Consider the following 24618-nt stretch of genomic DNA (forward strand, 5'->3'; position numbering starts at 1 on the left):
CTTCTTTCACAATAAACGTCTTATTCCTCTTTATCGTCATCATCGCTCGAGTCGGAACTATAGCCGTTGCCTACGCTCACCATAGCCGGACGGAGCACCCTGTCGTTAAGCATGTATCCCTTCTGGATAACCGTGACGACTTTTCCTTCCTCTCCGTCGACGTGCGCCGCGGCCTCATGCAGGCATGGATCGAACTGCTCGCCCAGCGCCTTGATCTCGCTCACGCCGTTGGCCTCGAGTATTGCCATGAACTTGCGATAGATGAGAATTATTCCGTCCACCCACTTGGACGCGGCGAGCTTGCCCGAGACATGATCCAGAGCCCGTTCCAGGTCATCTACCACCGACAGCAGGTTCAGAATCAGGCCGGCGTTGGCCAGCTTGATAACATCCCCTCTTTCCTGCTCCGTGCGCCTCTTATAATTGGCGAAGTCGGCCTGAGACCTTTGCCAGTTCGAAAGGTACTGCTCCGCCTTAGCTCCCTCATCTACTAGGGCTTTTCTAAGCGTCTCCATGTCCTCGATTTCCCCCGGTTCCGCCGGTTTCTCTCCATCATAGCCGGCATCGGACGGCTGAGTGACCTCGTCCTCGTCTTCCGGTGTAATACGGTTGTCATCCATTTTCGCATTCATGAATATATCCGCTACCTGCCTTTATGCAAATCGCCGACGAGGTTTGTCATCACAGAACTCAGATAACGCACCGAGGACACCGCCCTGCCATATTCCATGCGCGTCGGTCCGATGATGCCGAGCGCTCCCTTTACCTCGCCCGGGATGCCGTAAAGTGTTAGAACCATGCTGCAGCCCCGCATCGTATCCTCCCTGTTCTCCCCACCGATGACCACATGAACTCCGTCCCAGTTAGGCACTTCCGGCAACAGCGCTTTCAGGGCGCCCTTGTTCTCCAGCACGTCCACTATACCGATAATCTCCCTGCTATCCGAGAACTCCGGCTGTATAACTATGTTTCTCAGCCCTTCGATATAAGGCTCTTCATAACTTCTCTTGTCCTCATCCGCCATTATCTCGGCTATTGTCTTTTTCACATCGGCGGCCAGCGGGGTCAGCTCTCCCTTATAGGACAGTATCTGAGACCACGTCAGGCCGGAGAGCAGATCGTTCAGTTCGCGGGAGACGGCATTCAGATCTTCCTGCGTCAGAGCCCTGTCGAAAGCGATAAGCTGATGTTTGAGCCTCGCCTCCTGCAGAAGCAGTATGAGAAGCGCCGTCGATTCCTGCAACGATACGAGCTCCACGCGCGCGAAACTGGAATGCATAGCTTTAGGAAACGTGACCAGCGCCAGGTTGTTCGCCATTCGCGCAAGCAGCGCCGCAGCCAGGCGCGTCCACTGTTCCAGCTCGCGTTCCACTTGATGGAACAGATGCGATACCATAAGCTGCTCGTCTGTAGATATGTCAGTCTTCTGCATCAAATGCTCGACGTAATACCGGTACCCCCTGTCCGAAGGGACACTGCCTCCGGAAATATGCCTTCTGAGAACATATCCGTCACGTTCCAGGCGCGCTATCTCATTTCTTATAGTCGCCGGGCTGACACCCAGATTGTATTTGTGCGCGATAGTCTCGGAGCCGATAGGCAGAGCCGTACGCACGTACTCGTCTACGATAATCTTCAATATGTTTGCAGATCGTTCCGTCAGCATTTTTATCACCGATTAGCACTCTCACCTTCCGAGTGCTAACTATATCTAATCTACTACCTTTCCTCGGGATTTGTCAAGTGGCATTATTATTCAATTCGGCAGTCGGCCCGATGATAGTAAACTTGTAATGAGATGACACGGGACTTATAATTAGAAGTTAGGTTGTAGATAAAATGGCTACGAAAAAGAGGGATTATTACGAAGTCTTAGGCGTTTCCAAGACATGTTCTGCCGAGGAGATCAAGAAGGCGTTCAGAAAGCTTGCCCATCAATACCATCCCGACAAGAACAATGATAACGGCGCTGCAGAAAAGTTTAAAGAAATTAATGAGGCATATGAAGTTCTCTCGGATCCGGAACGGAGGGAAACCTATGACCGTTTCGGACATGCCGGTGATACGTTCGGTAAAGGCTTTGACGGCGATATATTTAGCGGCTTTAGTGGAGGCTTCGGCGATATCTTCGAGACGTTCTTCGGCGGCACCGGAGGCAGGCGGAGCAGGAGCGGGCCGCAGCGTGGCGGAGATATCCGCCATCATATAACTATCGATTTTGAAGAAGCGGCCTTTGGCTGCGAAAAGGAGATCGAGGTACATCGAACCGAGGCCTGTTCAAAGTGCCACGGCAACGGATGCAAACCGGGCAGCAATCCGATTAAATGCCCAGAATGTAACGGCTCCGGCGAAGTGCGCCAGGTACAGCGCAGTTTTTTCGGCCAGTTCGTGAATGTCACAATATGTCTGCGCTGCGGCGGTAGCGGGCAGGTAACATCCGATCCTTGCACTCATTGCAACGGGTCTAAGTACGAAGAGAAAACGCGCCGCATATCCGTATCCATACCGGCCGGCGTGGATGAAGGCTCTCAAATCCGCATGAGCGGTGAGGGGGATGCGGGAAGGAACGGCGGCAGGCCAGGCAATCTATTCATAAATATCTCCGTAAAAGAGCATAAGCTGTTCAAACGCCACGATGACGATATCCTTTACGAAGTCCCGATAACTTTTCCTCAAGCGGCTCTGGGCGATGAGATAGAGATACCGACTCTGGACGGCACGGCGCCGCTTAAAATCCCGCCCGGGACCCAGTCCGGCAGGGTCATCCAACTGAAGGGGAAAGGGGTTCCTCACCTGCGGGGTGGGGGCCGCGGCGACCAGATGGTAGCGATATATGTCGTCACCCCTGAGTCGTTGACAAACGAGCAGAAGAAGCTGCTGAGTGAACTGGCAAAGACAATGGGCCCGGCCACGATGCCGAAGAAGGGCAAGGGGTTCTTCAATCGTATCAAAGATGCGTTCGAATCTTGAAATCCGCCGGGGGAACCGATAAGATGCAGCGCTTTCTTATAGACAGGCATTGCATTGACGCTGAAAGCGTCGTCCTTAAAGGCGAAGTTGTTCACCAGATCAGAGACGTGCTTAGGCTGCGGAAGGGCGCACGGATCGTGGTATTCAATGACGAAGGTTTAGAGTATACGGTCGTACTCGATAGCGTGAAGAAGGACCGCATCGCAGGCACTATCGAATCGACAAGAGAGCGCGTCGAGACGGCAGTCAAAATCACTCTATATCAGGCGCTATTGAAATCAGACCGCTTCGAGTTCGTCCTGCAGAAGTGCACTGAGATAGGGGTCACCGAGTTCGTGCCGATTATGTGCTGTCGGTGCGTTGCCGGGAAGCCCGGCGCGAACAAGATACAGCGCTGGGAGAAGGTCATTAAAGAGGCGACGGAGCAGTCCGGCAGGAGTGTACCGCCCGCATTGAAGTCGACCGCATCTTTTGAGGACGCAATACGTTCGGCGCGTGGACTGTCCATAATTGCTAGCACAGGTTCCGCCTCGTTAAGTTTAAGGGAAATAATTCGTCCGACGGCTAACGTCAATATATTAATCGGGCCGGAGGGCGGCTTCACAGACGACGAATTGGAATCGGCGCGAAGACATGGCGTGAAAGAGGCCACTCTGGGACCGAATACATTGCGGGCGGAAACGGCGGGCCTGGTTGCGGCGACGGTGATTCTTTACGAATGGGGTGAATTGGATAGACCTACTTTAAATATTTTAAGTATGACAGAATGAATAGCTACAAAATGCTAGTACAAATAAAAAACTAATATGTTAGTATAGACAAAATATTATGTGGGAGAAACTAACATTAAGCAATCATACGGACGTATCAAGATAAGAAGTTCAAATCGAAAAAGTGAGATTGCTTTAACTATATTGCTCTTATCTATTATTACCGGCGTGGTCTTCATTGCGATGCATAAAACAAATTTTCACAAAATAGAAGGGAAGATAGCTTTCGTCTCAAGTGCAATTGTCGACCAAGAAATCTATCTCATGTTAGATGACAATTGGAATATTACCAATTTGACAAATACATCTGGCAGCAATGTGGCGCCAGCTTGGTCGACTGATGGTAAACGCATTGCCTTTACTTCAATGCGGGATGGAAACTGGGAAATATATGTAATGAATGAAGATGGGTCAAATCAGATAAACCTCACGAATCATTCAGCAAATGAATCGGCTCCATGGTGGTCGCCGGACGGCAACAAAATTATATTCTTTTCTGACCGCGATGGTAACTATGAAATCTATACTATAAATTTTGATGGTTTAGAATTAGAACGTCTCACGAATAACTCTACTAACGATGCTTTGCCATCTTGGTCACCCGCTGGCAATTTGGTTGTATTCTCCTCCGACCGTGACGGCGACTATGAAGTGTATGTTATGAGCGATGACGGGTCAAACCAGGTACGCCTCACAAACAGTTCAGGTAGCGATATGTACGCTAGTATATCGCCTAATGAGGATAGGGTTATTTTTATGTCCGAGCGCACAGGCGATTACGAAATATATGTTATGAACCTTGATGGTACTGACGTCACAAATCTGACCGATAGTCCATATTCCTGGGATGCTCATCCCTGCTGGTCACCTGATGGCGGCAAGATAGCGTTCTCATCAGACCGCGAGGGCGATCCCGATATATATATTATGGACGCTGACGGTACTAGTGTAACCAGACTAACCTACGAGTATTACAACGAGACCTTTCCGCGCTGGTGGCAATAGTTCACTCGTTGCATAGTGACTCAGTCAGACAAAGGTTGTAATTCGCCTATCAGCTCGGCCATGGCCTTCGCGGGGCTGAGTCCATTGTAAAGAACCTTGTAGATTCGCTCGGTAATGGGCATTTCGACGCCGAGCCCTCTAGCTATCTTGAGCGCGGCAGCCGTTGTGGGCACTCCTTCGACGGTGCTGCCCATGGATTCGACCATCTCTTTCATCGAACGTCCGCGGGCCATCCCCTCACCAAGGGTGTGATTGCGGCTCAGCGTGCTGTCGCATGTGGCCAGTAGGTCGCCCAGACCGGACAGGCCGAGGAAAGTGACAGGATTGGCGCCCAGCGCGACTCCCAGGCTCGCAATCTCGCTGAGCCCGTGCGCCATGTATGCGGCCTTCGCGTTGTTGCCGTAGCCCAGCCCGTCCACCATGCCGGCGCCCAGCGCTACTATGTTCTTCAGCGTGCCGCCCAGCTCTACTCCGACCACATCGCCGCTGGTATAGACCTGAAACGAAGGGGAATTCAGTGCGCTTCGAGCCTCCTCCGCCGATTTCATGTCGTAGCCAGCTACCACGCTCGCGGCGGGAAGGCCGTTTGCTATCTCCTTGGACAGATTCGGGCCGGAGAGGGCGCACACATACGGCTTATATTCCACTCCCAGCTCATCGATGATGACCTCCGTCATCCGCTTGGTAGAGTCCAACTCGAAGCCCTTGGAGCAGCTGACTATAGTGGTCTTCAATGCAATGTGTCCCTTAGCCTGCTGTATATTTCTGCGCATGTCCTGCGAGGGAACCGCGATAAAGATGAGCGACGCGTTCCGCAAAACCTCGTCTATGCCGCCGAAAACCGACAGCGACGGCGGAAAACGCACGCCGGGCAACCTATCCGCGTTCTCGCGCTCAGCCGCCAGCTTCTCCGCCTCCTCAGGCGTGAAGCCCAGCAAAGCCACATCGATGCCTTTCCTCGCTATAATGATGGCAAGGGTTGTGCCCCAGCTCGTTGTACCGATGACGGCAACCTTCATTTCACTTTAACCTTCTGCCCGATCTTTGACTCGGTTCCCGCCAGCAGCCTCTTTATATTGCCGCGGTGGCGGAATATGACTATGGGAGCGACAACCAGAGAGAACGCCATGTAAGCGGCGGGCCCCGAATAACATGTAAAGAATACAACCATAGACACTACCAGCGCAATCGCCGCAATTATAGAGCCCAAAGATATGTAGCGGAAGGCCAGCGCCATCAGCAGAAACACTGCCAGACATATTAGACCAACCTGCCATGATAAAACCAGGATGGCCCCCGCCGCCGTAGCTATGCCCTTTCCGCCCCTGAAGCCGATGTAGATCGGCCAGCTATGGCCGATAACGGCGGAAGCTCCCCCCGCCATCTGGCCCCAGTACACCATGTCATGATTGGCCGAATAAAAGACAGCCCACGCCAGGGCTACGACCCCGGCCCCCTTAAATACGTCGAAGATTAAGACGATCAGTCCGGCCTTGGCCCCGACCGTGCGCATGACGTTGGTCATGCCCATGCTGCCGCTGCCGTATTCGCGCACGTCGATTCCGCGCGTCATCTTGCCTATGATAACGCCGAACGGTATCGCTCCCACAAGATATCCTATGACCACCATGCCGATAAATTGCAGTGCGATCATTGTCCTCCCTTCTGTTTGAAGACAAGTTTCAACGGAGTGCCCCTGAATCCAAAGCTCCGCCTCAGCTGGTTTTCCAGATATCTTTCATACGAGAAATGCAGTAGCGACTTATCGTTTATCGAGAAAACGAAGGTCGGAGGATTGATCTCCGCTTGGGTCGTGTAGGTGATGTTGAGCTTTCTGCCCCTGACCGAAGGAGGGGAATGCGCGGCGACCATGTCACGGACGGCGTTATTGAGATAAGCCGTAGGGATGCGCTTGCATCTCTCCGCGTAGACTTCCCGTGCGGCTTTAAGGACATTCTTTATCCCTCTGCCGTGCAGCGCGGAGATGAAAACTATGGGCACATCGGGCATGAATTTCAGTTTGCTGCGGATGTCGGCGACATACTGCCGCCTTTCGGCCGTGTCTTCGACAAGGTCCCATTTGTTAACTACAACCACCATGCCTTTGTATGCCTCGGATACGAAGCCGGCGATGTGCAGGTCCTGAGCCGCCAGCAGGTCCGTAGCCTCTGTCACGAGGATAGTGATATCGGAGCGCTCGATGGCTTGCGATGCCCTGTCAACGCTGTAGCGCTCAATGCCCCTGTCTATGCGCCCGCGCCGCCGTATGCCCGCCGTGTCGATGAGCAATACGCGCTCGCCGTTCCATTCGAACATCGTGTCGATGGCGTCCCTGGTCGTGCCGGGCTTGTCCGATACGATGACGCGCTCCTTGCCCAGGATGGCGTTCAGCAGCATCGATTTACCGACGTTGGGCCGGCCCACGATGGCTATTTTCATCACGGCCTGTTCCGCCTCGGAGTGAACCTCGGGCAGATGCTTAGCGACCGCGTCTATCAGGTCGTGGATGCCCGTGCCGTGATAGGCGCTGATAGGAACGGGGTCGCCCAGAGCAAGTTCGTAGAACTGGGCCGCGCTGTAGCCCCGCTGCTCGTTATCGGCCTTGTTCGCGGCCAGCACCAGCGGCTTGCCGCTGCGCCGCAGCAACTCGGCCAGATCCTTGTCGACTACAGTAATGCCATCCAGAACATCGATAACGAATATGATGACATCGGCTTCCTCGATCGCGGTTACCACCTGATGTTTAATAAGTTGCTCGATACTGGTCGAAGGGTCGGCTAGAAGGCCGCCGGTGTCGATTAGGGAAAAAGATTTTTCCTTCCATGAGATGTCGGCATAGAGGCGGTCGCGGGTGGTGCCGGGCTCGTCCTCGACGATGGCCACCCGCCTTCCCACCAGGCGGTTGAACAGTGTGGACTTGCCTACGTTGGGCCGTCCTATGATGGCGACTATAGGCTTGGTCATTTCATCAGCTTTACAAGTATTGCCTTCTGCATATGGAGGCGGTTCTCCGCCTGGTCGAAAACTACCGAGTGCGGATTCCTCAGCATGCCCGCGGCGACCTCCTCGCCGTAGTGCGCCGGAAGCGGATGCATGAGTATCACGTCTTTCTTGGCGACGGCTATCAGCTTGCCGTTCACCTGGTAGCCGGAGAAATCCTTGCGGCGTTTCGCCGACTCCTCTTCCTGACCCATGCTGGTCCACACATCGGTATATATAACGTCGGCGCCGCTAACCGCCTTTTTCGGATCGTCTGTGATTACAACGCGGCCCTTCTTCCCTTTGGCCTTGAGCAACATCGCTTTCGACGGAGCATATCCGGCGGGGCAGGCGATGCGAAACTCCATGCCCGTGATGGCGCAGGCCAGGAGCAGGCTGTTGGCGCAGTTGTTGGCATCGCCGATATAAGCTACGGACAATCCCTTCAGCGCCCCCTTTTTCTCGTAGATAGTCTGCAGATCGGCCAGTATCTGGCACGGGTGCTCCTCATCGGATAGGCCGTTGATCACGGGTACGGTCGCATATTTCGCCAGTTGCACGACTGTATCATGAGAGAAGGTGCGGGCCATGATGCCGTGAACATAGCGCGAGAGCACCGCGGCCACGTCCTCAACCGGCTCGCGCTTCCCCAGCCCTATCTCGGCGGGTGACAGATATATCGAGTGCCCGCCCAGTTCGTACATGCCTACGTCAAAGCTGACGCGCGTGCGCAGCGAAGGCTTCTCGAAGATCAACGCCAGCGTCTTGCCTGCAAGCTGTTTGCCGATGCGCTTGCGCTTAAGCTCGATGGCGCTGTCTATCAGTCCCTGTATGTCTTTGGATGACAAATCGGCTATGGATATTAAGTCTTTCATGTTTCCGTTCCTTGAATGGGACTAGTATATCATATTTGAATTTAAAACTAGAACAAGCGGGGAAAAAGGTAGGGGCACAGCATGTTGCGCCCCTATGTAGCATAATATAACGCGTTATAAAAATCCGAGATGGATTTTCACTTATTGCTTGATAAGAATAATCGAGTTATCCTCGGCAAATGATGTCGGTCTAACACCGCCCGCTTCTCCTAGTGCGAGCTCCAGATTTGAACCATTGAGCTGATAGATGCCCATTGCAGTTTTTCCTTCGTACTCAGGACCATATTCATCTGTGACAATGTAAAAGTCGATCGTCTTGGGATTGGCTACGGTATTAAGAGTAAATGTCCCTGAAATATCTTTCCCATTGTTTGTTACCGCTAAATCATCACCGTTAAAGGTAAACGTAATATCGTATGTTCTACACGGAGGTGTATAGCATGTCTCGGTTAAGATCCCGACCCATGTCCCCTGCAATTCAGTATTGCCTGACGAAGATGTGTCGCTCGATCCACACCCGACGATGACAATGGTTATTATCAAAACAGGAATGATGGAAAGAAAGAATTTCTTCATTTAATACCCCTTCTTTTTTTGCTCGGCGTTGCGTTCTTTACATCGCCGAATGAGGTAGTGCTTATTGAAGGTGAAGAACACCTTCAACAGCGAAAATAAATCGATACTATGTTCACTCTATGGTTACCGAGGCGTCGACCCATGTCGCGGTAATCTCGAGGATTTGTGTATTAACAATAGTCAGATGGCCCGCCGGGTCCCCGAGACCCTCAACGAAAGATATGGTGCTGGAATCGCCGGGGTCGCCCATGATTTTAAAATATATATCGGCTAAATAGCCTTCGCCGCTTATACTATCGGCGCCGGCGCTGGCCGGCACGGTATTGAATATCCTCAAGGTGCCCTGGGTATTCGCCGGCACGTAGCCCCATTCTTCGATACGTGTTGCTGTATCGGAAATATCGCCTACGCGTACGTCCTGAACCCTGATGACGTCCGGGTCGTAAGATATGTCATATTGCGCGATAAAGAAGCCGTCTACCGGGGTGATTGCAACATAAGCGTGGAAATAACGTCCGGAGCTCTTCTTCACGGTTTCCGGCGCATCGATCGAGACGGTTACAGAAGCCGCGGCGGGTGTTGTTGCCGTTGGCGTTACCGTCGGCTGTTGCGTAACGGAAGCGGCAGGCGTGGGCGTCGGTTCCTGTTCAGAGTTGGAATTACAGGCAACAGCAGCCAACAGTGAAATACCCAGCAGCGCTAATAAAGTTATCCTCGTCAGTCTCATATCGTATTCCCTTCAGTCCAGAGTTTATCTGTATACATATGGATCTATTCGTGATTTATGGATTTGGTATAGTTTAAATGGACATCGGGTTTTTGTCAAAGCAACAATTGATTTCTGCTCGGTGTGGTGTTCTTCACCTCGCTGACAGCGACCCATAGATTGTTGAAGGTAAAGAACACCTTTAACAGCATTAACTAGTGGCTTCTTTTCTGCTAGTAAATTTATAACTTGCGCTGACTGCAAGCCCCATGCTGGTTGCCGACTTAGCCATATGGTTAATATTAAATTTAACATAGCCATGAAATATCTGTTTGTCTAGTATCCTGATATCAACCTCGAAAGTCGTATTCTCTGATTTCCTACGTTTGGGACAATGACCCTTATATCCTCCCTTTCCTTTTTTAAAAGACTCTGCTATAGTATTCGTCACCCCATTAATATCAACGTTTAAATGATCATCTTTTTCATCCCAGCGAAATAAAAATGAAGGCGGAACGCCTTCCTTATTCCGTAGTTCAGCAATCACAAGACGCCCATCTGGTGCTGTTCTTCGTTCCTTATACTCTTCCAAGATATAATCTTTATCACAATAACAAACTTGCCACGAAACGTTAAATGCCCCATCAGCTCCCTGCTCAAAGTTGTCACCTTTATATTTTGCGCCTTTCCAATGGGACATGACTTCCCTCCTTTCTGCTATTATTAGTTGTGATCAACTCGCATTCCTGTTCCCTAAAGCACTGCAAACTGCATAAAAGGCCACAGAGAGATTCTCTGGAGATACTTTTAAACGTATTAGGAAGACTAAAAATAAATATGAAGAATCCAGTTATTAGTCCCAACGTAGCTCCTACCAGAGAAATCACTAATCCATAACTAACTTGACAGGAACTAGAAAATCCATCACGAGTTATTGAGAAAAATGCGCTTGATATAACTGCAGACAAAAAACAGACGAGTATCACTGCGTTAGAAAATAGCAAAATCCTGGACTGCCGAATTCTAGATCTCTGATGCAGAACGACAAGAGCGATCACAGAAAAAACTGCAATAAAAATCCCAAAAATAAAGGATGTGATCGCTTTATTGTAATCAGTAATCCCGTAGTGTATATATTGTGATAGACTCCAACCCGAGATTGATAACCCATTTGACTGTATCCACGGTTGAAATACTCCTACAACTATTAGTATTGAGAATAACAAAGCTATAAGATACAGAATTTTATGAGTCACTCGACTAACATCCCATCTAACTCTGCGACGAACATATTGAAGAAAGATTGCTATGACGTTACCAGAATCCCTTCCTGTACCAGCACCTACCACAACTAAAGAAGTAACACAATATATTAATGCAAGAGTTGTCCATTTGTTATCGTAAAAGGTTAAGCCTGCCCCTACTAATCCTAAAGACAATGATACATGTACGAGATTAATTCCAGCTAATTGAGCTCCAATTTGTTTCCACCAGTTATAAGGTAAGAACTTGTCAAAATATATGAAAAAACCTGCTATAGTAAGAAATGCCATAAAACATATAACGACATATATAAGCGGTGCATTGATTCGTGTTAAAGTACCACTTAAAGCTGCAGCCACTCCGAAACAAGACAACCCCTTAGATTTTATGTACTTTTGACTATTTGTTTTTAAAATCTCCAGTTTATATGAACTCAGATGATGCAAGTCCGGCAAATCATTATTATTTGTACTATTAAAGTCATTTACCATGATCGACCTTGTTTCTTTATCCAATGTGCGGGTTCTGCAATATCGGACACTTATTATCATCTGCCATTTGATAACTCCATTGGGTTTATTCGTAACTCATGAGGTGGGTATAGTTTAAATGGACATAGTCTTTTTGTCAAAGCAAAGACCGCGATAACGTTATTGCGAGGGGATGATCCCTAGAGTTTTAGTATGGAATGTCGACGTGGCAATCTTGATAGTTAGTTTCATATAGTTTTGATAGAGATTGCTTCGTCGTCCTTCCATGATATATAGGTATATGGAAGGACTTGCAATGACGCATGGTATATGAACTGGGGGCGAGACGATCCTCGCCCCTACGATGTTGTCACGGATGACGGTGGAGAACCTCTGCGGATTTTTCTTCTACTAATGAAAAGGACTGTGTTATAATGTGCTAATTCTAAAAAGGATGAGAGGTGCGGTCGAATGCGGGTGGCTATTATAGGGCTGGGGCTCATCGGCGGATCGCTGGGGCTGGCACTGAAGGCGGCTGGAGCCGAGGTGTCTGGGTATGCGAGGCGTTCTGAAACTGCCTCTGCTGCGTTAGCTCGTGGGGTTGTCGACAAGTGCGGTTCCGATATGCCGTCGACGATCAAGGGCGCGGATATCATAGTTATCGCGACTCCCGTCCTTGCCGTGAAAGACGTATTGGTGGAAATAGCTGAGCATTTTACAAAAGGAGTCATCGTCACCGATGTCGCCAGCACCAAAGCCGACGTCATGAAATGGGCAGAGGAATATCTTCCCGAAAAGGCCTATTTTATCGGCGGGCATCCCATGGCTGGGAGAGAGTTCGCCGGTATAGCCGCCGCCGATGCCGATTTGTTCCGTGGCTGCACGTATTGCCTGGTCCCCGGCGGCAACGTTAAGGCCGAATCGCGCAGGAAGATGGAAGACATGGTGAAGACCGTCGGCGCCAAACCCTTCTACATCGATGCGAAGGAGCATGACGCGTTTGTCGCGGGTATAAGCCACCTGCCGCATTTGCTGTCGGTCGCGCTTGTGTCGACAACCGTCAATGATCCCAACTGGACGGCCATGTCCAGGCTGGCGTCGTCGGGTTACAGGGACACAACGCGTCTGGCGTCCGGCGATCCGAGGATGAGCCGCGACATATGTCTTACCAACAAAAAACATATCGTTGAAGCTTTAGACAGATACATCGACAGTCTTCAAGAGCTGCGTCGTCTGGTAAGCGGCGGAGACGAGAAAATAGAGGAATACTTCATCAAGGTCAGAGAAGCAAGAGAGGACTGGCTGCGCCAGAGATGATGTCTATTGGATAAGTGTTTGACCAATCGCAAATCCCTGCGCGGGGACATCACTACACCCGGAGATAAGTCGATATCTCACCGCGCCCTTATTTTGAACAGTATCGCCAAAGGAAAGGCGCGCATAGAGAACCTTTCATCAGGCGATGACGTTCGTTCCACTATGTCGTGTCTTCAGGCGCTGGGCGTAAAAATAACAGGCGAGGGCGATGTCTTCATGGTCGACGGCGTCGGCCCCGGCGGGTTCAGGTCTCCGGACGATGTGCTCAACGCCGGCAATAGCGGCACTACGATGCGTCTTATGGGGGGCCTGCTCGCGGCTCAGCCGTTCTTCTCGGTTATAACGGGCGACGCTTCGCTGCGCTCGCGCCCTATGGACCGTCTGATCAATCCCCTGCGTCACATGGGCGCGGATATATGGGGGCGGAAGAATGATTCACTGGCGCCGCTGGCGATAAAAGGCCGCGGGCTGAAGGGTATAACGTACAAAATGCCGGTGGCCAGCGCCCAGATAAAGTCAGCGATACTGATTGCCGGACTCTTTGCCGAGGGCAAGACCACGATAACGGAGCCGTCGATTTCCAGAGACCACACTGAACGCATGATCGGCGCGCTGGGCGTGAGGATTACCCGAGACGATAAGACCATAGAGCTGACTCCTTCCGCTCCTCGCGCTCCCGTCGACGTGTCGGTGCCGGGTGATATCAGTTCGGCTGCTTTCTGGCTCGTCGCGGGCGCCATACATCCCGACGCGAAACTGCGGATTATAAATGTGGGCATCAATCCAACCAGGGCCGGCATAATCGACGTGCTGCTCGAAATGGGCGCTAAGCTGAAAGTGGATCGCGTATCAAAGGAGGGCGGTGAGCCCGTAGCAGAAGTTTCGATCGAGACGAGCCGGTTGATGGGAATAAGGATCAGGGGCAATATGATCCCGCGCATAATCGATGAGATACCCCTCATAGCGCTGGCCGGCGCATGCGCAAACGGCAATACGGTTATCCGCGGCGCGCAGGAGCTGAGGGTGAAGGAATCGGACAGGATCCGCACGACCGTGTCCGAGCTGTCGAAGATAGGTGTTGATATTGAGGAACTATCCGACGGCATGGTTATTCACGGGGGTGGTGGCATCAAGGGAGGGGAGTGCCAGAGTTACGGGGACCATCGTCTGGCGATGACGATGGGCATCGCTTCACTCGTGTCAAAGGGGGAAATAGTTATCCACGACGCGGATGCGGTAACGGTCTCTTATCCCGGTTTCTGGGAGGAGCTTGAACGCATTTCCACTTAGAACGTTGAGAAAGGTCAGGCGTTAGGGTAAAGATTATGAAGGCGGAACTGGTGCATGTCGGCTTCGGTAACATCATCGCTGTCAACAAAGTCGTGGCGATCGCGCATCCGGCTTCGGCTCCGATGAAGCGGATGGTTCAGGAGGGCAAGGAGGATGGGCTGGTGGTGGACCTGACCAGCGGCAGGAGGACAAAGGCGGTAATAATAATGGACAGCGGCCATATAGTACTGGCGGCCATAGCCCCGGAGACCATCTCCGGCAGGGCTGCGGGAAGCAAAGTGGATTGACACTGAAGGAAAAAGTAACCGGCGACAATAAGCATGTGCTGTTCGTGCTGTCCGGCCCGTCCGGTGTGGGCAAGGACGTTGTGCTGATGCGCATAAGGAAGCTGGCGCGATCCATGCGATTCGTTGTGACGACCACCACCAGGGCTAAGCGCGAGATTGAATCGAACGGGGTGCATTACGATTTCGTGTCCCGTGATAAATTTGAGGATATGATCGAGAAAAAGAAACTGCTGGAGTGGGCCGAGGTCTACGGCAACTACTACGGGGTGCCGCGGGACAGGGTGGAGCGGGCGTTTAAAGAGGGGCATGACGTCATGGTCAAGGTAGACGTGCAGGGGGCGATGACGATAAAGAAGGTCATGCCGCATGCAGTGCTGATATTCCTGGCGCCGCCCTCGATGGAGGAGCTGGAGGATCGCCTGCGCAAAAGGAACACCGAGTCATCCGCAGATCTGAGCAGGCGCATAACTACGGCGCAGGAGGAGATGGCTCTGGCGGAGACGTTCAATTATATAGTGGTTAACAATGTTATCGAAGATGCAGTCGATGAGATAATGGACATCATCGCCGCGGAGAAGCGCCTGGCGAAGACGGGGAAGGTGAAGCTATGAGCGGCACAATGATAGCATTGATAATACCCCTGGTGCTGATCCAGTTGGGACTCATGATATTCGCTCTCGTCGACCTGGTCAAAAGGGATAAGGTCAAAGGCGGGAACAAGGTCGTCTGGGCTCTCGTCGTGATTTTGATAAATATCATCGGCCCCATCGTCTACCTCATTTTCGGCAGGGAGGACGAGTGATTCGCTGTGGAAGCGATCGCATGCCGTGGTTTAACCAAACAATACGGCAGCGTCATCGCCGTAGATAATCTCGACCTGTTCGTTGAACAGGGCTCGGTCTTCGGTTTCCTCGGCCCCAACGGCGCGGGCAAAACAACCACGGTCAGGCTTCTCGTAGGGCTCAGTCAGCCCACAGTCGGTCAAGCTTCCATCATGGGCGAACGTGTCCGGATCAACTCCGTCCATTTGCGCAACAGGATCGGCTACCTTCCCGAGGAGCCGTCGTTCTACAACTGGATGACCGGGCGCGATTTTCTTCTGTATGTCGGCGAGCTGTTCCGCCTGCCGTCTCATGAAAACAGGAAACGGTGCGACGAGATGCTGGAGTTCGCCGGACTGAAGGATGCGGCGAAACGGAAGATCGGCGGCTACTCCAAGGGCATGCGCCAGCGACTCGGCCTGGCTCAAGCGATGATGAATCGTCCCGGGGTGCTGTTCCTTGATGAGCCGTGCTCGGCCCTTGATCCCATCGGCCGCCGCGAGGTGCTGGACGCCATCATAAAATTGAAGTCGCATACAACCATCTTCATGTCGACGCATATCCTGTCCGATGTGGAGCGCACCTGCGATACGGTCGGCATCATCGATAAGGGTCGCCTCGTGATACAGGAGAGCACAAATAGATTAAGGGAGCGTTTCGCCAGTCCCGTCTTTGAGTTGGAAGTGGAAGGCGATGCGAGCCCGCTCGCCGCGCGCCTCAGGTCGCTGCCCTGGGTTACTGCGGTGGAGGAGGCCGGGCGCGACGCAGGAGCCATGCTTCGCATACGCACGGACGATGTGGCCGTGGCCAAGCGCGAGCTTCCCGGCATAGTATCGGACAGCGGCCTCGTTCTGATCCGCTACGAGCTGATATCGCCGAGCCTGGAAGATGTCTTTATACAGATGATCGGCGCTCGAGAGAAGGTATGAAGGGTTTCTTAGTACTGTTCAAAAAAGAACTGCGGGAGCAGGCAAAGACCCACAGGCTGCTTATAGTCCTGGCGGTTTTCCTGGTGCTGGGTATGGGCACGCCGCTCATGCTGTACTACCTGCCTTCGATAGTAAATACATCCGAGGGCACACAACTGCCCATACCGGATTTCACCGCCGCCGATGTTTCCATGGAGTTCCTGGGCAGCATCGCCCAGATAGGAATGGTGGTTGTCATCCTCGTCGCCATGGGTGCCGTGTCGCGGGAGCGGGAGCGCGGCACCGCTCTGCTCACCCTGTCGAAACCTGTAGGCCGTGGCACGTTCGTCGTCGCCAAGCTGGCAGCGCTGGCTGTAACTTTCGAGATCAGCCTGATAGTAAGCGCACTGTTCTGCTACATTTACGTCGGCGTCCTGTTCGATGGCGTCGGGGGTGCGGCATTCGCCGCCGCGACCGCGCTGGCCGGGCTGTTCCTTCTGCTCTGCATCTCGATAACTTTGCTGTGCAGCAGCATCTTTAAAAGCGCATTTGCCGCCGGCGGGGCGGCTCTGGTTGTAATCGTTGTTCTATGGGCGCTGTCTGCGATTCCGAACATCGGATCATACGCGCCGATGGGGGTACTGGATTGGGGCAACGGTCTCATCCTGGGGAAGGGCACGGGTGCGTGGGGCTCGCTGTGCATCAGCGCGGGGCTGGCGGTTGCTTTCATCGTCGGGGCGTGGCAGGCGCTGATGAGGAAAGAGATATAGGATTATCAACCCCCTGTAATCCCCCAATCTTGGGGGAATTTTTTAAAAAATAGGGGACACCCCTAATACCCCGTCAGGAGACAGGGTCTCCTGTACCTCTGTTTTTACAGCGAGTTATACGTCTCTTGCATGATGAGCGCGTCGGCTTCAAGGCTGGGGCTTTCGCAGATGACCAGCCCTTTGATATCGAATTCTTTCCATGTCCTGAAAAGTTCCAGGTAGTTCATATCGGAATCTTTGAGGTCGAGGTGGCCAAGCTCGCCTTTGCTGGAGTATTTTATGCCTGACAGATGGATGTGCATATCGTTCAGGGCGTCGCGTCCCAGCCTATCTTCGACCTGTCCCAGTATCGACTTAAATTTCGCATAAGTATTCGCCTTGCCGTGCCGCGCGTGCAGATGTGCGAAGTCGATACACGGTGCCACGCCGTCGATTTCTGCGCTCAGGCGCAGCACCTCGTCCAGGTTGCCGAACTGGCTTGCTTTACCTGTGGTCTCTGTCCTGAGCGTAACTTCGAGATTTTCTGATTTCATCGCGCTTACGATGTCTTCAAGTTCTTTTTTTACCCGGGCGTATACTTCATCGGGGGGGTCTTTGAGGTAGAAGGCGGGGTGAAAGATAATGCTCTGCGCTCCTATAATCGATGCGATTCGGACCGTCTGCATCAGCCGCTTCCTGCTGGCGATGAGCTTCTCCTCTTCGTGCGCGTTCAGGTTTATATAGTACGGGCCGTGCGCGCTGAGCTTTACGTTGAGTCTCTTAGCCGTCTCGCCTACCTTGCGGGCCATGGCCTGGCTCATGTTGACGCCGTAGACGAATTCGACCTCCATGCAGCCGAGTCCCAGTTCGGCGATGCGCTCGATGCCGTCCGCCGTGCTTTCCGATCTGGAGGTGTGCGGCGTGCCGCCTGTGCCGAAGAGAAGTTTGTCATTCATCGAATCGTCGTCAACCCACTGTAAAACTCAGATTTGGGGGAATTAAAAGGGATAGGAGATACATGTAAAATCAGGTAGAGGCTTCTTGATCGGGCCGTTTACTCATCGTCCTCGTCCGGCTCTTCACTTTCAGTCGGGGCCGACGGCGCGATTGAAGGCAGAATGGCGCTGGCTCTGGGGCCGCGTTTTCTCCTTGCTGCGGGCAGAGCGTCGACGGCCTGGCGCAATGCCGCGAGTTCTTTCTTAGCGTCGCCTTTCACGGGGACGACGATCCCGATCATGCCTATCTCCCATAGCTCTCTAAGTTCCGCCGGCGATATTTCCAATGGTACGCGCACCAGAAGGTATTTGCCGATAAGATTCGCTATGTGCTGGCATGTGAGCAATCGTTTCATGGATACGGCGGTATCGCCCGAGATGAGGACCATGTCAACGGGCAGTTGGCTTGCCGCTCTTATCTGGCCGTCGGGCAGGGCGGGATCGATCTCGATAATGCGGCAGAGCTTTTCTTCCTGAAGCAGAGCGACCGGCGATTTTTCAGTATCGATCAATATAAAATCGCATCCGCTGTCTTTTACATCTGACGGATCGCTTACTGGGGCTCCCCAGGGAAGACTGCTTTTAGCCGCGAGATTTTTCCTGTCGAGGCTGTTCAATACGATCGCATCGGCATAGTCCGCGGCGATAGCCGCCGCCTTGTCGTTATCGCCCACATCGGCGATGATGAGCATACTGGCAAGCTTTGATTTAGCGGCAATGGCTGCGAAGCCCATGGGCTTGGAGTTGCCTCTCGATATCTGCTCCAGTTTTTCCAAAAGCCTGCTCAATTGTCCCTCCAAAATTTGGAGCCAGCGGTCGGAATTGAACCGACGACCGGTGGTTTACGAAACCACTGCTCTACCCCTGAGCTACGCTGGCGTTTCGTATAGAGTATATCATAGTATTTCTTGGCTTCAAATAACCGATGACGTATATATGTTCGCTACCACACCAGGACGTATCTGATAATATTATCGTCATGGTCTGACGCCTGGTACCCGTTTTGCTCCGAGTAGCTGCTGCCTATAGTAAGCTGCACCTCGTCGTCGTACTGAGGCTCGATAAAGATAATTCCTTTATCGACGGTCTGGAAAGCGTTGATGGCGTGTCCCGATCCGTCAGGATATGCGATGTACACGTAAGCGGCGTTATATCCCAGTTGAACCGCATTGTTGTTGAGGCTTGCGGCAAAGTCGCTGCATGAGTAGATACCTTCGACATACTCGTTTTTATCCGTATTGTCTTCTTCGATGAATCGTTGCAGTTCAGAGTATGTCGGGTCTCTCAGTTCGTATCCAGTGCCCGCTCCGTCGATCACGCCGGTGTTGTAGCCTTCATCGTATCCATATGAATCGCCGCGCATGTAGCCTATATAGTAAGACGCGGCGCCGATTATAATGCCGATTACGGCGATACTTAGAAATATTACAGCTCGCATATTCCCTGCCCTCGAATTATTCAATTCATCGATTCTGTTAGTTTAAAGTATGGGGCGGCGATGTCAAGTGTAGGGGGTATTGTCCGAACCGCCTGTTAATTCCTCGTACGTTGGTTATCAGGTAGGGGCAGGGCTTGCCCTGCCCGATAAAAAGGGCGCAGCAAGCGGCGCCCCTACGGGGTATTGCTACCGGTTCGATTGCGGACAGTTGAACGGCAGATATAGAAGGGGTATCATAGTGTAAGTATTTCGGAGGGATGTTCCTTGAACCTGAAAGTGCAGATAGCGCCAAAAAATGAACGCGGGCTGGAAATCAAGAACCCGGTAATCGCCGCGTCCGGAACCGTGGGCTACGGCGACGAATATGCCGGGATGGTCGATATCGATAAACTCGGGGCGATAATCTGCAAGGGCACTACGCTGAAGCCAAAGGCCGGCAACGCGCAGCCGCGCATATATGAAACAGCTTCGGGCGTTCTGAATTCGATCGGCCTTGAGAACATCGGCATCGATGCCTTGATTAAGGATAAAGCGCCGGTATGGGCGAAGTGGAAGGTTCCGGTTATAGTCAACATAGCCGGCGAGAACGTCGACGAATATGCAGAGCTGGCTTACAAGCTCGATAGCGTTAAAGGCATCGCCGGAATCGAAGTAAATATCAGCTGCCCCAACGTGGCGCGCGGCGGCATGGAGTTCGGCACGAACGCGCGTGACGCAGCTGAGGTGACGAGGGCTGTCAATGGACATACGAGCCTGCCTTTCATAGTGAAGCTCAGCCCGAATGTAACCGACATCGTCGAGATAGCGCGCGCGGTCGAGGCGGAGGGCGCGGATGCGATATCGCTGATAAACACGTTGCGCGGTATGGCCATCGATATCAAGGCCAGGAGGCCGTTCCTCGGCGCGACGACGGGAGGGCTCTCCGGACCTGCCATCAAGCCGGTCGCTCTGTATATGGTCTATCGCGTGTCGGGCGCGGTGAAGGTGCCGGTCATCGGCGGCGGCGGCATCGCAAGCGCGGAAGACGCCATCGAGTTCATCATGGCGGGAGCCAGCGCGGTATGGCTGAGCACGGCGATAATGGTCAATCCTCAGGCTCCTCTGGAAGTTCTCGACGGTATCGCGGGCTACATGAAGAAGGAAGGGCTTAAGGATATATCCCGGCTGGTCGGCGTAGCCAAATCTGCTTGACAATAGATTGGCGCTGTGATACCGTTTGCGAATGATTTTCTGTTATACTATTATATTGTTTTCGAAAGGATGCCGGTTTTGAGAAGCGATACAGTTAAAAAGGGATTCGCGCGAGCGCCGCATCGTTCGCTTTATTATGCGATGGGCTTGACCGATCTTGAAATAAAACAGCCTTTCATAGGTGTCGTCAACAGCTTCAGCGAGGTGATCCCCGGCCATATTCATCTGCGCCAGATCGCCGATGCGGTCAAGGGCGGGATTCGCAGCGCGGGCGGCACTCCGTTCGAGGTCAACACAATCGGCGTGTGCGACGGCATCGCTATGGGGCATATCGGCATGAAGTACAGCCTGCCCAGCCGCGAGCTCATCGCCGACTCGGTGGAGACCGTGGCCCAGGCGCATGCCTTTGATGCGCTGGTGTTCATCCCCAACTGCGATAAGATAATACCTGGCATGATGATGGCGGCGGTGCGTCTCAATATCCCGTCGATTTTCATCAGCGGGGGGCCGATGCAGGCCGGACGCCGCGGCGGCAGGCCGGACGAGAAGATAGATTTAAATACCATGTTCGTCGGCGTGGGACAGGTCAATTCGGGAGAGATGACCGAGGAGGAGCTTCTGGAACTCGAACGCATCGCTTGTCCAGGTTGCGGGAGCTGTGCAGGCATGTTTACTGCCAATACCATGAACTGTCTTACCGAGGCGCTGGGCATGTCGCTGCCCGGCAGCGGCACCATACCTGCCGTCGACGCCAGGCGCATCGCGTTAGCACGCGAGACCGGCAGGCAGATTGTCGATCTGTTGCAGTCGAACGTTTGTCCGCGTGACATCGTAACCAGGAAGGCGGTGCAGAACGCGTTCATGGTAGATATGGCGCTGGGCGGCAGCACCAACTCGGTGCTTCATCTGATAGCTATCGCCAACGAGGCCGGGATAAAGTTCCCGCTTGAGGATATAAATGAGATAAGCGATAGGACGCCGCATCTGTGCAAGCTGAGCCCGGCCGGCGAATATCGCATCGAGGACCTCAATCTGGCGGGCGGCATCCCTGCGGTTATGAAGGAGATCGAGCCGCTGCTGAACAAGAGCGTTAAGCGGGCATCGGGCAAGACCATCGGGCGCGAGATCATCAAGGCGCGGGTGCTGGATGCGGATGTTATAAGGCCGTTCTCCAAGCCGTATTCCAAGACGGGCGGCCTGGCGATACTGTTCGGCAACCTGGCTCCGGACGGCGCGGTGGTCAAGCGTGGCGCGGTATCGCCGAAGATGATGAAACATACGGGTAAGGCTCGGGTGTTCGACAGCGAGGAGGAGGCCACTGCGGCCATCCTCGGCGGGAAGATAAAGCCGGGCAATGTTGTCGTCATACGCTACGAAGGGCCCAAGGGCGGGCCGGGCATGCGCGAGATGCTGGGCCCGACGTCGATAATCGTCGGCATGGGGCTGGGCGACAGCGTCGCGCTGATTACGGACGGGCGTTTCTCCGGGGCTACCAAGGGGGCGGCCATCGGCCATGTTTCGCCGGAGGCGGCATCGAGGGGGCCTATCGCCGCGCTGAAGGACGGCGATACCATATTAATCGATATAGCGAAGAATCGGCTCGATGTCGATTTAACGGATAAGGAGATAAAGGCTCGGCTGGCGAAGCTGCCGCGGTTCGAGCCGAAGATAAAGTCGGGGTATCTGGTACGCTACGCCGAGAAGGTTACATCGGCGGGCAACGGGGCAGTTTTCGAGAGTTAGGGGGCATAGATGAAGCTGACGGGAGCACAGATAGTTTGTGAGAGCCTTCTTAAGGAAGGCGTAAAGGTTATGTTCGGCATACCCGGCGGCGTACTGTTGCCCTTCTACGATACGCTGCCGCAGTACGGCAAGCTGCATCACGTCTTATGCCGGCACGAGCAGGGCGCGGCGCATGCGGCCGAGGGCTATGCCAGGTCCTGCGGCAAGGTCGGGGTGTGCCTGGCGACCTCGGGGCCGGGGGCGACTAACCTGATAACGGGTATCGCCTCGGCTTATCTGGACTCGGTGCCCATGGTGGCCATAACCGGACAGGTGGCTCGTCCGTTCATTGGAAAGGACGCATTTCAGGAGATAGATATTACCGGCATCACGCTGCCGATAACCAAGCATAACTATCTGGTGGCCTCGGCGCACGAACTGGCGGCTGTGATCAAGGAGTCGTTCCATATCGCCAGCACGGGCAGGCAGGGGCCGGTGCTTGTCGACATACCGCGCGACGTTTTCGTCGAGGAGTCGGAATATCATTATCCAGAGAAGGCGGAACTGCCGGGCTATAAGCCCACCGTCCGCGGCCATCCGGCTCAGATAAAGAAGGCGGTCAAGTTCATAAATGAAGCAAAGCGGCCGCTGATAATAGCGGGAAAGGGAGTCATAGATTCCGGCGCCTGTGCCGAGTTGAAGGAGCTTGCCGAGAAGTCGCAGATACCTGTGGTGAACACGCTGCTCGGCCTCGGATCGTTCCCCGGTACGCATATGCTGTGTCTCGGCATGCTGGGCATGCACGGGCTGGCTCACGCCAATATGGCTGTGAACGCTGCCGATCTTATCATCGCTGTCGGGATGAGGTTCGATGACAGGGCTACGGCCAGCGTGGCCGGGTTCGCGACCAAGGCCCAGATCATTCATATAGATGTAGACCCGGCTGAGATCGGAAAAAACGTCAGGGTTGATGTCCCTATAGTCGGGGATATCCGGCATGTTCTTAAGGTTTTGAACGCTCAGATCGAGGTGGAGAATCATGTCGATTGGATATCCCAGATACAGGAGTGGGAACGCGAGCATCCGCCTCTTGCGATAAGGCAGTGCGAGAGCGTGTTGCCGCAGTATGTGGTGAATCAGATATATGAGGTCACAAAAGGTGAGGCCATAATCGTTACCGGTGTCGGACAGAATCAGATGTTCGCGGCTCACTATTTTAAATACGATAAACCTAATAAGTTTCTTTCTTCGGGAGGTCTCGGCCCCATGGGGTTCGAACTCCCGGCCGCTATGGGCGCAAAGGTAGCTTGTCCACATGATGCCGTATGGTGTGTCGCCGGAGACGGCGGTTTCCAGATGACGTTGCAGGAGCTGGCCACAATCGTACAGGAGAAGCTGGCGGTCAAGATAGCGATCCTGAATAACGGATACTTGGGCATGGTACGTCAGTGGCAGGAGTTGTTCTATGATCGCCGCTATGTCGCCACGCCGCTTTATGGTCCCGATTTCGTTAAGTTGGCGGAGGCTTACGGCATAGCGGGAGAGAGGGTCACTGACAGGCGCATGGTGACGGGTGCGATACAGCGCGCCATGAAGCACGACGGGCCGTTCCTGATCGATTTCCGCACGGAGCCGGAGGAAAATATCTATCCCATGGTGCGCCCCGGCGCAAACCTGTCTGAAATGATAGAGGAGCCCAGGGAGAAGGCCAGGAGAAAATAATGGCGAAACATACTTTAATAACATGGGTCGAGGACAAGCCCGGTGTGCTGAACCGGGTCTCAAGCCTCTTCCGCAGAAGACAGTTCAATATAGACAGCATAGCCGTCGGCCATACCGAGGTCGCCGGCGTATCGCGCATGACCATTGTAGTAGACGGCTCGACGGTCTCCGTGGAACAGGTGAGAAAACAACTGGACAAGCTGGTCAACGTGCTGAAGGTCCTCGATATCACGGAGGAGGATATGGTCGCCAGGGAGCTTGCTTTGATCAAGGTCAAGGCCACGCCTGAGACCAGGAGCGAGATAATGCAGGTGGTCGATATATTCAGGGCAAAGATAGTCGATGTCGCCGCCGATTCCGTTGTCGTTGAGGTCACCGGCGACGAGGATAAACTTGAGTCGCTGCTGCGCCTCCTGAACGACTTCGGCGTGCGGGAGTTGACGCGCACGGGCAGGATAGCCATGACGCGGGGCGTAGCCGGTGCTCATCATGATACTAGTAAAATCGTGGCGAGGAGCGCTCGCCCTAAGAAATCAGAGGTAACAAACTGGTAAGGAGATATGT

26 protein-coding genes, 1 tRNA gene and 2 pseudogenes are annotated in these 24618 nt (G+C 53.3%); 15 read left to right on the top strand and 14 right to left on the bottom strand.

The annotated features are described in order from the left end of the window. Nucleotides 1-20: 20 nt before the first annotated feature. Together WC562_08375 and hrcA are read right to left on the bottom strand one after the other, a co-directional pair. A complete protein-coding gene (locus WC562_08375) occupies nt 21-632 on the bottom strand; it encodes a nucleotide exchange factor GrpE (GenBank protein MFA5056163.1) in 612 nt (203 codons plus the stop codon). An 11-nt stretch (nt 633-643) separates the two neighbouring features. Then, a complete protein-coding gene (gene hrcA, locus WC562_08380; GenBank protein ID MFA5056164.1) occupies nt 644-1666 on the bottom strand; it encodes a heat-inducible transcriptional repressor HrcA in 1023 nt (340 codons plus the stop codon). 173 nt (nt 1667-1839) lie between these two features. Between hrcA and dnaJ the strand changes: the two genes are divergently transcribed. Genes dnaJ through WC562_08395 form a run of 3 tightly spaced genes read left to right on the top strand, consistent with a single transcriptional unit; the run spans nt 1840 to nt 4745 of the window. After that, complete coding sequence (gene dnaJ, locus WC562_08385) at nt 1840-2970, top strand: molecular chaperone DnaJ (GenBank protein MFA5056165.1); 1131 nt, start codon at nt 1840-1842, stop codon at nt 2968-2970. Nucleotides 2971-2993: 23 nt separating this feature from the next. Then, a complete protein-coding gene (locus tag WC562_08390) occupies nt 2994-3740 on the top strand; it encodes an RsmE family RNA methyltransferase (GenBank protein MFA5056166.1) in 747 nt (248 codons plus the stop codon). Nucleotides 3741-3800: 60 nt separating this feature from the next. Next, complete coding sequence (locus WC562_08395) at nt 3801-4745, top strand: DUF5050 domain-containing protein (protein MFA5056167.1); 945 nt, start codon at nt 3801-3803, stop codon at nt 4743-4745. A 20-nt stretch (nt 4746-4765) separates the two neighbouring features. Here WC562_08395 and WC562_08400 read toward each other — a convergent pair whose 3' ends face one another. From WC562_08400 to WC562_08435, 8 genes are all read right to left on the bottom strand, one after another. Further along, nucleotides 4766-5764, bottom strand: coding sequence for an NAD(P)H-dependent glycerol-3-phosphate dehydrogenase (locus tag WC562_08400; GenBank protein MFA5056168.1), 999 nt, complete (start codon nt 5762-5764; stop codon nt 4766-4768). Further along, on the bottom strand, nt 5761-6399 hold the full coding sequence (plsY, locus tag WC562_08405) for a glycerol-3-phosphate 1-O-acyltransferase PlsY (protein ID MFA5056169.1): 639 nt from the start codon (nt 6397-6399) through the stop codon (nt 5761-5763). The genes WC562_08400 and plsY overlap by 4 nt, the downstream gene beginning before the upstream one ends. Continuing rightward, a complete protein-coding gene (gene der / locus WC562_08410) occupies nt 6396-7709 on the bottom strand; it encodes a ribosome biogenesis GTPase Der (protein ID MFA5056170.1) in 1314 nt (437 codons plus the stop codon). Before der ends, plsY begins: the two co-directional genes overlap by 4 nt. Further along, nucleotides 7706-8599 carry an ornithine carbamoyltransferase gene (argF, locus tag WC562_08415; GenBank protein ID MFA5056171.1) on the bottom strand — a complete coding sequence of 298 codons (894 nt, stop codon included), beginning with the start codon at nt 8597-8599 and terminating at the stop codon, nt 7706-7708. Before argF ends, der begins: the two co-directional genes overlap by 4 nt. Nucleotides 8600-8740: 141 nt before the next feature. After that, nucleotides 8741-9175 (bottom strand): TIGR03067 domain-containing protein, encoded by a 435-nt coding sequence (locus WC562_08420; GenBank protein MFA5056172.1) that lies wholly within the window; start codon nt 9173-9175, stop codon nt 8741-8743. A 112-nt stretch (nt 9176-9287) separates the two neighbouring features. Continuing rightward, complete coding sequence (locus tag WC562_08425; protein MFA5056173.1) at nt 9288-9902, bottom strand: cohesin domain-containing protein; 615 nt, start codon at nt 9900-9902, stop codon at nt 9288-9290. Nucleotides 9903-10092: 190 nt separating this feature from the next. After that, nucleotides 10093-10581, bottom strand: a complete 489-nt coding sequence (locus WC562_08430) for a hypothetical protein (GenBank protein ID MFA5056174.1) — start codon at nt 10579-10581, stop codon at nt 10093-10095. Further along, complete coding sequence (locus WC562_08435; GenBank protein MFA5056175.1) at nt 10553-11635, bottom strand: hypothetical protein; 1083 nt, start codon at nt 11633-11635, stop codon at nt 10553-10555. The genes WC562_08430 and WC562_08435 overlap by 29 nt, the downstream gene beginning before the upstream one ends. 441 nt (nt 11636-12076) lie before the next feature. Here WC562_08435 and WC562_08440 point away from each other — a divergent pair. The 8 genes and pseudogenes from WC562_08440 to WC562_08475 all read left to right on the top strand — a co-directional run bounded on the left by WC562_08440 (nt 12077) and on the right by WC562_08475 (nt 17007). Continuing rightward, nucleotides 12077-12568: pseudogene (locus WC562_08440) on the top strand (prephenate dehydrogenase/arogenate dehydrogenase family protein). Next, nucleotides 12557-12931, top strand: a complete 375-nt coding sequence (locus WC562_08445) for a prephenate dehydrogenase (protein MFA5056176.1) — start codon at nt 12557-12559, stop codon at nt 12929-12931. Before WC562_08440 ends, WC562_08445 begins: the two are co-directional and overlap by 12 nt. 18 nt (nt 12932-12949) lie before the next feature. Next, nucleotides 12950-14221: a 3-phosphoshikimate 1-carboxyvinyltransferase gene (aroA, locus tag WC562_08450; GenBank protein ID MFA5056177.1), complete on the top strand. Its 1272-nt coding sequence runs from the start codon at nt 12950-12952 to the stop codon at nt 14219-14221. 35 nt (nt 14222-14256) lie between these two features. After that, nucleotides 14257-14525 (top strand): annotated as a pseudogene (locus WC562_08455) (DUF370 domain-containing protein). Next, on the top strand, nt 14505-15119 hold the full coding sequence (gene gmk / locus WC562_08460) for a guanylate kinase (protein ID MFA5056178.1): 615 nt from the start codon (nt 14505-14507) through the stop codon (nt 15117-15119). The pseudogene WC562_08455 and the gene gmk overlap by 21 nt, the downstream one beginning before the upstream one ends. Beyond that, nucleotides 15116-15310 carry a PLD nuclease N-terminal domain-containing protein gene (locus tag WC562_08465; protein ID MFA5056179.1) on the top strand — a complete coding sequence of 65 codons (195 nt, stop codon included), beginning with the start codon at nt 15116-15118 and terminating at the stop codon, nt 15308-15310. The genes gmk and WC562_08465 overlap by 4 nt, the downstream gene beginning before the upstream one ends. Before the next feature lie 6 nt (nt 15311-15316). Next, the gene (locus WC562_08470) at nt 15317-16258 is read left to right on the top strand and encodes an ABC transporter ATP-binding protein (protein MFA5056180.1); all 942 of its coding nucleotides are present in this window, start codon (nt 15317-15319) and stop codon (nt 16256-16258) included. Further along, a complete protein-coding gene (locus WC562_08475; protein ID MFA5056181.1) occupies nt 16255-17007 on the top strand; it encodes an ABC transporter permease in 753 nt (250 codons plus the stop codon). The genes WC562_08470 and WC562_08475 overlap by 4 nt, the downstream gene beginning before the upstream one ends. Nucleotides 17008-17111: 104 nt before the next feature. Here WC562_08475 and WC562_08480 read toward each other — a convergent pair whose 3' ends face one another. The 4 genes from WC562_08480 to WC562_08495 all read right to left on the bottom strand — a co-directional run bounded on the left by WC562_08480 (nt 17112) and on the right by WC562_08495 (nt 19419). Beyond that, nucleotides 17112-17942, bottom strand: a complete 831-nt coding sequence (locus tag WC562_08480; protein MFA5056182.1) for a TIM barrel protein — start codon at nt 17940-17942, stop codon at nt 17112-17114. A gap of 98 nt (nt 17943-18040) precedes the next feature. Then, nucleotides 18041-18769 (bottom strand): hypothetical protein, encoded by a 729-nt coding sequence (locus tag WC562_08485; protein ID MFA5056183.1) that lies wholly within the window; start codon nt 18767-18769, stop codon nt 18041-18043. 16 nt (nt 18770-18785) lie between these two features. Further along, nucleotides 18786-18860: transfer RNA gene (locus WC562_08490), tRNA-Thr, on the bottom strand. Between the two features lie 64 nt (nt 18861-18924). Continuing rightward, nucleotides 18925-19419 (bottom strand): hypothetical protein, encoded by a 495-nt coding sequence (locus WC562_08495; GenBank protein ID MFA5056184.1) that lies wholly within the window; start codon nt 19417-19419, stop codon nt 18925-18927. A 264-nt stretch (nt 19420-19683) separates the two neighbouring features. On the opposite strand from WC562_08495, the gene WC562_08500 reads away from it, so the two are divergent. The 4 genes from WC562_08500 to ilvN all read left to right on the top strand — a co-directional run bounded on the left by WC562_08500 (nt 19684) and on the right by ilvN (nt 24608). Further along, on the top strand, nt 19684-20610 hold the full coding sequence (locus tag WC562_08500; GenBank protein ID MFA5056185.1) for a dihydroorotate dehydrogenase: 927 nt from the start codon (nt 19684-19686) through the stop codon (nt 20608-20610). A 78-nt stretch (nt 20611-20688) separates the two neighbouring features. Then, a complete protein-coding gene (gene ilvD, locus WC562_08505; GenBank protein ID MFA5056186.1) occupies nt 20689-22353 on the top strand; it encodes a dihydroxy-acid dehydratase in 1665 nt (554 codons plus the stop codon). A gap of 9 nt (nt 22354-22362) precedes the next feature. Then, nucleotides 22363-24054, top strand: a complete 1692-nt coding sequence (ilvB, locus tag WC562_08510; GenBank protein MFA5056187.1) for a biosynthetic-type acetolactate synthase large subunit — start codon at nt 22363-22365, stop codon at nt 24052-24054. Then, nucleotides 24054-24608, top strand: a complete 555-nt coding sequence (gene ilvN / locus WC562_08515; protein ID MFA5056188.1) for an acetolactate synthase small subunit — start codon at nt 24054-24056, stop codon at nt 24606-24608. The genes ilvB and ilvN overlap by 1 nt, the downstream gene beginning before the upstream one ends. Nucleotides 24609-24618: the final 10 nt, after the last annotated feature.

The sequence above is a fragment of the Dehalococcoidia bacterium genome (assembly GCA_041649635.1).
Lineage (GTDB): Bacteria > Chloroflexota > Dehalococcoidia > E44-bin15 > E44-bin15 > JAYEHL01.